This is a genomic window from Bacillus hominis, assembly GCF_018332515.1.
GTDB lineage: Bacteria > Bacillota > Bacilli > Bacillales > Bacillaceae_G > Bacillus_A > Bacillus_A hominis.
The window spans coordinates 1-8,242 of the sequence record NZ_BOQD01000114.1 but is presented as its reverse complement, the minus strand read 5'-3'; the positions used below and the strand labels follow the sequence as shown (position 1 = coordinate 8,242).

The window sequence follows — 8,242 nt, the reverse complement described above, 5'->3', positions numbered from 1 at the left end:
AATGAAATTTATTTTATCCTCTGCATACGTATGTTTATCATTAGGATTAGCTTTTGAAAGTTGAATCTTTAACTGTTCATACTGCATACGAGAAGTTTTATTGCCTATTAAGTAATCTTTGATTTTTAATTGCTCCATTAAATATGTATTCCCTTGTTCATACATATGAATTTGATGAGTTCTCGGCTCTCCTTTATTGAAATAATATCGTTCAGGTAATACACCTTTTCTGTATTTATAATTTAATAGTTCTAGCTTTTTAATACATTCTATACCATTTGCAAAGTCATTTAATTCGATTGCAATATCAATAATAGGTTTTGCACTTAAATGCGGAATGGATGTACTTCCGATATGGTGTATCGCTAAAATATATTTTCCAATTTGTTCCTCAATCAATTGTTTTTCTTTTGAAAATTCAAATTCCCACTCTTCGGACCACGGAACTAAAAACACTTTACCATAGGGTAAACCTAGCATTTAATTAGCACCCCTTACATATTTTTTTAATAAAGTTACTTACATCTTCTTAAAACTCCTCAAAACAAGAAATTCCCACAATCTCCACGGAAGAATCTTCTTCGCAAAAATCATAAACTTTACACCTTTTCCAATTGGATATCGTAGAGTAGTACGCTTAGATTCAGCAATCTCAACGATTTTATTGGCAACATCTATCGGATTACCAAATGTATCGCTACCGCTATTAATATGTTTTTGTATTTTATCCATATATTCTTTGTAAGGAGAGGTTGTATCAGATTGGTTTTCAGCTAATTGTTTACCAACTTCCCATATGTTCGTGTTATAAGAACCTGGTTCAAGTAAGGCAACGTCTATTCCGAAAGGCTTTACTTCTAAGCGAAGGGATTCACTCCAACCTTCTAATGCATATTTTGAAGAAACGTAAGGGGATAAACCAGGGAATCCGACTTGGCCGCTAATGCTGCTTATATTAATGATTTTTCCGCTTTTCTGTTCTCTCATATATGACAAGACAAGCTGAGTGATTGATATAGTTCCAAAAAGGTTCGTTTCAAATTGTTTACGGTATTCCTCTACTGGAATTTCTTCTACAAAGCCCCCATTTGCATATCCTGCATTATTAATGAGAAGGTCTACTCTGTTTATTTCTTTTAAAAATAATTGGAAGTTATGTATAGAATTTTGATCTGTTACATCTAATTGTTGAACTTTTATATTTTGTTGTAAATTGAGTTTAGTAGCTTGAGATAGTAAGTTTATTTGTTTTTCAAGGTTTCGCATTGTAGCGATAACTAAATAATCTTTTTTTGCAAGTTCAAGTGTAGTTAATAGTCCGAATCCACTTGATGCCCCTGTAATAACTGCGATTTTTTTATTCATTTGTCGCTCGCTTTCTTTTTCTTTTATCATAACGAGTTGTAAGGAGAAAATCTATTAATCTTACATATTGTTTATATATATTCGTTTTATTTCCATATTTCAGGAACTTATTTATTATTAAAGTGCCTATTGATTCTTAAATTGCATGTGTATGGAATGGTTTTGAAAGAAGGGAATTGTACCGCATCACCGTATATAGAGTAGAGAGTATAATATAAAAGTTGATGAAATGGAGGAAGAAAAATGGTCCATGCGAAAGATGTATTAGTAGATCAGTTATTAGCAAATGCGAATGATCCAAGTTGGTATATTCCATTTTCAGATGCGGTTAAAGATTTATCTGAGAGAGAAGCTTTCTGGAAACCAAATGAAGAGAGTAATTGTATAGCTGAAATTGTACAACATTTACTGTATTGGAACTCGACGTGGCAAAAAAGGTACAAAGAATCAAATGTTAATGCTGTGCCCGCTATTGGAGATAATAACAAAAGTTTTATGTTATCAGATAATCAAACATTTGATGAGCTGAGAGAAAAACTATTAGAGAAACTGTTACAATGGCAAAATCTCATAAATGAAGAAAAGATTGAAAGTGATGTAGTTGGATTTCCTGTATCCGCTAAGTGGTGGGAAGTACTAGCTAATGTAACAACCCATAATGCATATCATATTGGTCAAATTATATACATTCGGAAATTACAGAAGAGTTTTGATAGTGAATAAGATAATAATTCTCAAATTAGGTGAACAAAAGTGGACAAAACGAGACAGATGTCTCATTTTGTCCACTTTTTTATTTTTAAAAGGCAGAGAAAACCTATTAAATTAAGGATTAGAAATTGGCACAGTACTTGCAATATAAAAGACGAACAAGAAAATAGGAGGGCTGGACATGTTAAAAACAACTGAAAATAAAGGGAATGAAATTACGAAAGAACAAGCTCGTTGGATGTACGAAAAAATGTTAGAGATTCGTAAGTTTGAAGATAAGGTGCATGAATTGTTCGCACAAGGCGTTCTGCCAGGTTTCGTTCATTTATACGCAGGTGAAGAAGCAGTAGCAGTTGGTGTATGTGCCCACTTAACGGATAGTGACAGTATTACAAGTACACATAGAGGTCATGGGCATTGTATCGCAAAAGGTTGTGATTTAAATGGTATGATGGCTGAACTTTTCGGGAAAGCGACAGGATTATGTAAAGGTAAAGGCGGATCCATGCATATTGCCGATTTAGATAAAGGAATGCTTGGTGCAAATGGAATTGTAGGTGGCGGTTTCCCGCTTGCTTGCGGTTCGGCATTAACAGCTAAATATAAAGGAACAAAAGATGTAAGTGTTTGCTTCTTCGGTGACGGTGCGAATAATGAAGGGACATTTCATGAAGGGGTTAACTTAGCGGCGATTTGGAAGTTACCAGTTGTTTTTATCGCTGAAAATAACGGTTACGGTGAAGCAACGACATTTGAATATGCTTCAAGTTGTGACTCTATTGCTGATCGTGCAAAAGCTTATAACATTCCAGGTGTTCAAGTGGATGGGAAAGACCTTCTCGCTGTATATAAAGCTGCAGAAGAAGCAGTGGAACGTGCGCGTAATGGTGGTGGCCCAACAATTATTGAATGTATGACATATCGTAACTACGGTCATTTCGAAGGGGAAGCACAAACATATAAAACTGCGGAGGAAAAAGAAAAACATTTAAATGAAATAGATGCGATTGTGAATTTCCGTAAGCATTTAATTCATGAAGCTTTATTAACTGAATCTGAACTTGTGGATATGGAAAAGGCAGTAGATGATGCAGTACAAAAATCAATTGAATTTAGTGAAAATAGTCCATATCCAGGGGATGAAGAATTATTAAAAGATGTATACGTTTCTTACAAATAAGAGGAGGGTGAAAAATAATGACTAGAACAGTAAGTATGTCAACTGCAATCAATGAAGCGATGAAAATATCAATGCGTCGTGATGAAAATGTAATTTTAATCGGAGAAGATGTTGCAGGCGGTGCACAAGTGGATCACTTGCAAGATGATGAAGCATGGGGCGGTGTACTCGGTGTTACGAAAGGACTTGTACAAGAATTTGGTCGAAATCGTATTTTAGATACTCCAATTTCAGAAGCGGGTTATATGGGAGCGGCGATGGCAGCTGCTGCAACAGGTTTACGTCCGATAGCTGAATTAATGTTTAATGATTTTATCGGTAGTTGTCTTGATCAAGTATTAAACCAAGGTGCAAAGTTCCGCTATATGTTCGGTGGTAAAGCGAAAGTGCCAGTTACAGTACGTACGATGCACGGTGCTGGATTTAGCGCAGCGGCACAGCATTCACAAAGTTTATATGCGTTATTTACGAGCATTCCAGGTATAAAAGTTGTCGTTCCTTCCACTCCTTATGACGCAAAAGGCTTATTATTAGCGGCAATTGAAGATGACGACCCAGTAATCTTCTTTGAAGATAAAACACTTTACAATATGAAAGGCGAAGTACCAGAAGGGTACTATACAATTCCTTTAGGAAAAGCAGATATTAAACGTGAAGGTTCTGATGTAACAATTGTTGCAATTGGAAAACAAGTTCATACAGCACTTGCAGCTGCAAAGCAATTATCGAAAAAAGGACTTGAGGTAGAAGTAATCGACCCACGTTCTTTGTCACCGCTTGATGAAGATACAATTTTAGCATCTGTTGAAAAAACAAATCGCCTGATTGTTATTGATGAAGCAAATCCAAGATGTAGTATCGCAACAGATATTGCGGCAATTGTAGCGGATAAAGGATTCGATTTGTTAGATGCACCTATTAAGCGAATTACAGCGCCACATACACCAGTACCGTTCTCGCCACCACTTGAAAAGTTATATTTACCAACGCCGGAGAAAGTAATTGAAATTGTATCAGAAATGATCGGAGACCAATCTTTATTACATGTGTAATGAAACGATGAGAAGGGAGAGGGAACTATGGCTGTAGAAGTTGTAATGCCGAAGTTAGGTATGGCGATGAAAGAAGGTATTATTACGAGCTGGAATATTAAAGCAGGTGATAATGTAGCAAAAGGTGAACTAATTGCTAGTATTAACTCGGAAAAAATCGAAACTGAAATAGAAGCACCAGCTGATGGAACTGTTCTTGATATAGCTGTAAGTGAAGATGAGGGAGTTCCACCTGGTACTGTAATTTGCTACATCGGTAAGCCGAACGAAAAAATAGAAGTCTATGAAAGTACAAATGTTGTAGAAGAAAAAATACCTAATCCAGAACCTAAAAATGTACAACATCCAGAACCATATGCGAAAGAAATAGCAAATCAAAGAATCAAAATTTCACCTGTTGCGAAGAAAATTGCAAAGTCTGAAAATCTGGATATCAAGTCATTAGTTGGTACAGGTCCTGGTGGAAGAATTATAAAGGTAGATGTGTTAAAAGCACTTGAAGAAAGAGTGACGGTTCCAGAAGTACTTGAACAAGAAGAAAGTAAAGTAATTCCGGTTACTGGTATACGGAAGGCAATTGCAAACCGAATGCATGCAAGCTTACAAAATAGTGCGCAATTAACATTAACGATGAAAGTAGATGTTACAGATTTAGTGGCTTTACATAAAGAAATAGCGGAAGTTGTACAAAAGCGATACGATAACAAACTAACCATTACGGATATCGTTTCTCGTGCTGTAGTATTAGCGCTTGGGGAGCATAAAGAAATGAACAGCGCGTATATAAATGATGCCATTCATCAATTTGAACATGTTCATTTAGGTATGGCGGTCGCGTTAGAAAAAGGATTAGTCGTTCCAGCTATTCGCTTTGCTAATAATCTATCTTTAGTAGAGTTATCTAAAGAGATTAAAAATGTGGCACAAAAGGCACGAGCAGGCAGTTTAAGTAGTGATGATATGCAAGGGACAACATTTACAATTAGTAATTTAGGTAGCTTCGGTATTGAATATTTTACGCCAGTATTAAATACACCTGAAACTGGTATTTTAGGTGTAGGTGCAATTGAACATGTTCCTGTATATAAAGGGGAAAAATTAAGAAAAGGAAGTATGTTACCTTTAAGTTTAACATTCGATCATCGTGTACTAGACGGTGCACCAGCAGCTGCATTTTTACGCACAATTAAACAATATTTAGAAGAACCTGTAACAATTCTTTTATAAAGAGAAGGTGAGAGAATGAGTAAATTAGTTGTAATTGGAGGCGGCCCAGCTGGTTATGTAGCGGCAATTACCGCTGCTCAAAATGGAAAAGATGTCACTCTTATTGATGAAGCTGATCTTGGCGGTACTTGTTTAAATGTCGGTTGTATGCCTACGAAATCATTGTTAGAAAGTGCTGAAGTATACGATATTGTTAATCATGCGAATCGTTTTGGAGTATTAGTAGATAAGCAGAATATATCAATTGATTGGAAACAAATACAGACGAGAAAATCACAAATTGTTACGCAGCTCGTACAAGGTATACAATATTTAATGAAGAAAAATAAAATAAAAGTTGTACAAGGTAAAGCGAAATTTGAAACGGATCACCGTGTGCGAGTTACACACGGTGATAAAGAAGATGTAGTAGATGGAGAACAGTTCATTATAGCGGCAGGATCAGAACCAACTGAATTACCTTTTGCTCCATTTGATGGGAAGTGGATTTTAAATAGTAGTCATGCAATGTCCCTAGAAAATATACCGAAATCATTATTAATCGTTGGCGGTGGTGTAATAGGTTGCGAGTTTGCAAGCATTTATAGTCGTCTTGGAACAAAAGTTACAATTGTTGAAATGGCATCGCAATTATTACCTGGTGAAGATGAAGATATCGCACAAATTTTAAGGGAGAAACTAGAAAATGATGGCGTGAAAATATTTACAGGAGCTGCTTTAAAAGGATTAAATAATTATAAGAAGCAGGCTTCATTTGAATATGAAGGAAGTATCCAAGAAGCCAATCCGGAATTTGTTCTCGTTTCTGTCGGTCGAAAACCACGTGTACAAGAATTAGATTTAGAAAAAGCAGGCATTCAATTTTCAAATAAAGGAATTTCTGTGAATGAATATATGCAAACAAACAGATCACATATTTACGCAGCGGGTGATGTGATTGGTGGAATACAGCTTGCTCACGTTGCCTTCCATGAAGGAACTACGGCAGCATTACACGCGAGTGGAGAAGATGTAAAAGTAAACTACCATGCTGTACCGCGCTGTATTTATACAGCACCAGAAATTGCAAGCGTTGGTTTAAACGAAAAAGATGCAAGAGAGCAGTACGGTGACATACAAATTGGAGAATTTCCTTTTACAGCAAACGGAAAAGCGCTTATTATTGGAGAACAGACGGGTAAAGTAAAAGTCATTGTAGAACCTAAATATCAAGAAATTGTAGGGATTTCTATTATCGGTCCTCGTGCAACTGAACTAATTGGACAAGGAACTGTAATGATTCATACAGAAGTTACCGCTGATATTATGAGAGATTATATTGCAGCGCATCCTACTTTATCTGAAGCGATTCATGAAGCGCTATTGCAAGCCGTAGGACATGCTGTACATGCTTAAATCGAGAAAGACTAGTCTTAAAATGACTAGTCTTTTTTTGAATATATAAGTAAAATAAATGAAAATACTTTAAATAAAAAGGAGAGAACGAAATGCAAATTCGTTTGGAATTATTTGTTGCTGATTTGCAGAAGTCTATTCAATTTTATGAAGAAGTACTTTGCTTTAAATTTTTTAGGAAAACTGAGAAAAGCGCAATGATGAAATTAAATGATTTTGCATTATTATTAACTCCAGATTATATTTTGCATGAGCATCATTTTTTGAAAAAAGATGGCTTAACACCTAAAGGAAAAGGTGTCGAGATTATAGTTGCTGTTCAAAATGTAGAGAAAATGTATGAACATGTGGTCGAGAGAAAGTATTTAATAGAATCATCGCTTCAAACGCAAACATGGGGAATGAAAGACTTTCGGTTAATCGATCCAGATGGTTATTATTTGAGAATAACATCGTGATGAAAAAATGAGGGATGCACTTGAAATATTACAATGAAAATTGGTATAAAGAAATGCAAATTAAAGAATTTGTAAGTTTTATAGAGTCTATAGAAGAATGGTCGGAAACGGATATACGAATATTAATAGACGAACTAGAAGCAAGGGAAACAGATCTATTAAAATTTCTTCCAGAATCGATACACTCAATTATACAAAACATCACAATTAATTCAGAATACCCATCGGAAAAACTAAAGAAACTTATGCTTGAGTGGACAGTAGATTATGAGAAAAGAATGAATGATTTAGAACAAGCGTATATAGATAATTATAATACTATAAAAGAAAAGCTCGCGCAGAATGTTGTTCAACTACATGAATACTCACTACATGACAGTGTAGTCAAATTAGTAGAGAGAAGATCAGAAGATACGCTAATTATTATTTTAGATTGCAGTGGTACTTTCAGTGAATTTGATAAACTGCAAGTAACTTTTACAGGAGTAACGAAATGTTCTATTCCAGAAAACTTTGAAGGTGCTTGGTGGTTATGTCATGAAATAGATCTTACTAATGAAGGTTTCGAATTGGGTGTTTTATTTGATTGCCCATTTGAAGAAGTGATGATTTGTGCAGAAGACGTATTGTTTGAGATAGGTAACTAGTAAACTTTATAACTTTACAAATAAAAAAACAGTCTTATATGACTGTTTTTTATTTAGATGCTAAATTATCAAGTTTCCAATATGTATCTGTTAACGGCGCAGCTTTGCTATCTATATATAAATACATATTATTTAAATCTTTTGGTGAAGTTTTCATTTCAAATACAACGTCAGTAGTTAAAGAGAATTCGTGTGGAACATTTTTAT

Annotated in this window: 9 protein-coding genes; 7 read left to right on the top strand and 2 right to left on the bottom strand. The window is 35.1% G+C overall.

Going from position 1 to position 8,242, the window contains the following annotated elements; translation table 11 throughout:
* The coding region (locus KI356_RS12885) for a GrpB family protein (protein ID WP_212935606.1) at positions 1-480 on the bottom strand (480 nt) is incomplete at its 3' end.
* Positions 481-519: 39 nt separating this feature from the next.
* Positions 520-1,365, bottom strand: coding sequence for an oxidoreductase (locus tag KI356_RS12880; RefSeq protein ID WP_212935605.1), 846 nt, complete (start codon positions 1,363-1,365; stop codon positions 520-522).
* Between the two features lie 243 nt (positions 1,366-1,608).
* Here KI356_RS12880 and KI356_RS12875 point away from each other — a divergent pair, with 243 nt between their 5' ends.
* The 7 genes from KI356_RS12875 to KI356_RS12845 all read left to right on the top strand — a co-directional run bounded on the left by KI356_RS12875 (position 1,609) and on the right by KI356_RS12845 (position 8,035).
* A complete protein-coding gene (locus tag KI356_RS12875) occupies positions 1,609-2,088 on the top strand; it encodes a DinB family protein (protein ID WP_212935604.1) in 480 nt (159 codons plus the stop codon).
* A 169-nt stretch (positions 2,089-2,257) separates the two neighbouring features.
* On the top strand, positions 2,258-3,256 hold the full coding sequence (gene acoA / locus KI356_RS12870; protein WP_212935603.1) for an acetoin:2,6-dichlorophenolindophenol oxidoreductase subunit alpha: 999 nt from the start codon (positions 2,258-2,260) through the stop codon (positions 3,254-3,256).
* 17 nt (positions 3,257-3,273) lie between these two features.
* Positions 3,274-4,308 (top strand): acetoin:2,6-dichlorophenolindophenol oxidoreductase subunit beta, encoded by a 1,035-nt coding sequence (acoB, locus tag KI356_RS12865; RefSeq protein WP_212935602.1) that lies wholly within the window; start codon positions 3,274-3,276, stop codon positions 4,306-4,308.
* 27 nt (positions 4,309-4,335) lie between these two features.
* Positions 4,336-5,535 carry a dihydrolipoamide acetyltransferase family protein gene (locus KI356_RS12860; protein ID WP_212935601.1) on the top strand — a complete coding sequence of 400 codons (1,200 nt, stop codon included), beginning with the start codon at positions 4,336-4,338 and terminating at the stop codon, positions 5,533-5,535.
* A 15-nt stretch (positions 5,536-5,550) separates the two neighbouring features.
* Positions 5,551-6,930 carry a dihydrolipoyl dehydrogenase gene (lpdA, locus tag KI356_RS12855; RefSeq protein WP_212935600.1) on the top strand — a complete coding sequence of 460 codons (1,380 nt, stop codon included), beginning with the start codon at positions 5,551-5,553 and terminating at the stop codon, positions 6,928-6,930.
* 92 nt (positions 6,931-7,022) lie between these two features.
* Entirely contained in the window at positions 7,023-7,388 is a 366-nt protein-coding gene (locus KI356_RS12850; protein ID WP_212935599.1) for a VOC family protein, read from the top strand.
* Between the two features lie 20 nt (positions 7,389-7,408).
* Complete coding sequence (locus tag KI356_RS12845; protein WP_212935598.1) at positions 7,409-8,035, top strand: DUF4085 family protein; 627 nt, start codon at positions 7,409-7,411, stop codon at positions 8,033-8,035.
* The last annotated feature ends 207 nt before the right edge of the window (positions 8,036-8,242 follow it).

Bases quoted from the DNA above. Each gene is read 5' to 3' on its own strand.
- KI356_RS12860 (WP_212935601.1), top strand. From the start codon at position 4,336: ATGGCTGTAGAAGTTGTAATGCCGAAGTTAGGTATGGCGATGAAAGAA.
- KI356_RS12850 (WP_212935599.1), top strand. From the start codon at position 7,023: ATGCAAATTCGTTTGGAATTATTTGTTGCTGATTTGCAGAAGTCTATT.
- KI356_RS12875 (WP_212935604.1), top strand. From the start codon at position 1,609: ATGGTCCATGCGAAAGATGTATTAGTAGATCAGTTATTAGCAAATGCG.
- acoB (WP_212935602.1), top strand. From the start codon at position 3,274: ATGACTAGAACAGTAAGTATGTCAACTGCAATCAATGAAGCGATGAAA.
- lpdA (WP_212935600.1), top strand. From the start codon at position 5,551: ATGAGTAAATTAGTTGTAATTGGAGGCGGCCCAGCTGGTTATGTAGCG.
- KI356_RS12880 (WP_212935605.1), bottom strand. From the start codon at position 1,365: ATGAATAAAAAAATCGCAGTTATTACAGGGGCATCAAGTGGATTCGGA.
- acoA (WP_212935603.1), top strand. From the start codon at position 2,258: ATGTTAAAAACAACTGAAAATAAAGGGAATGAAATTACGAAAGAACAA.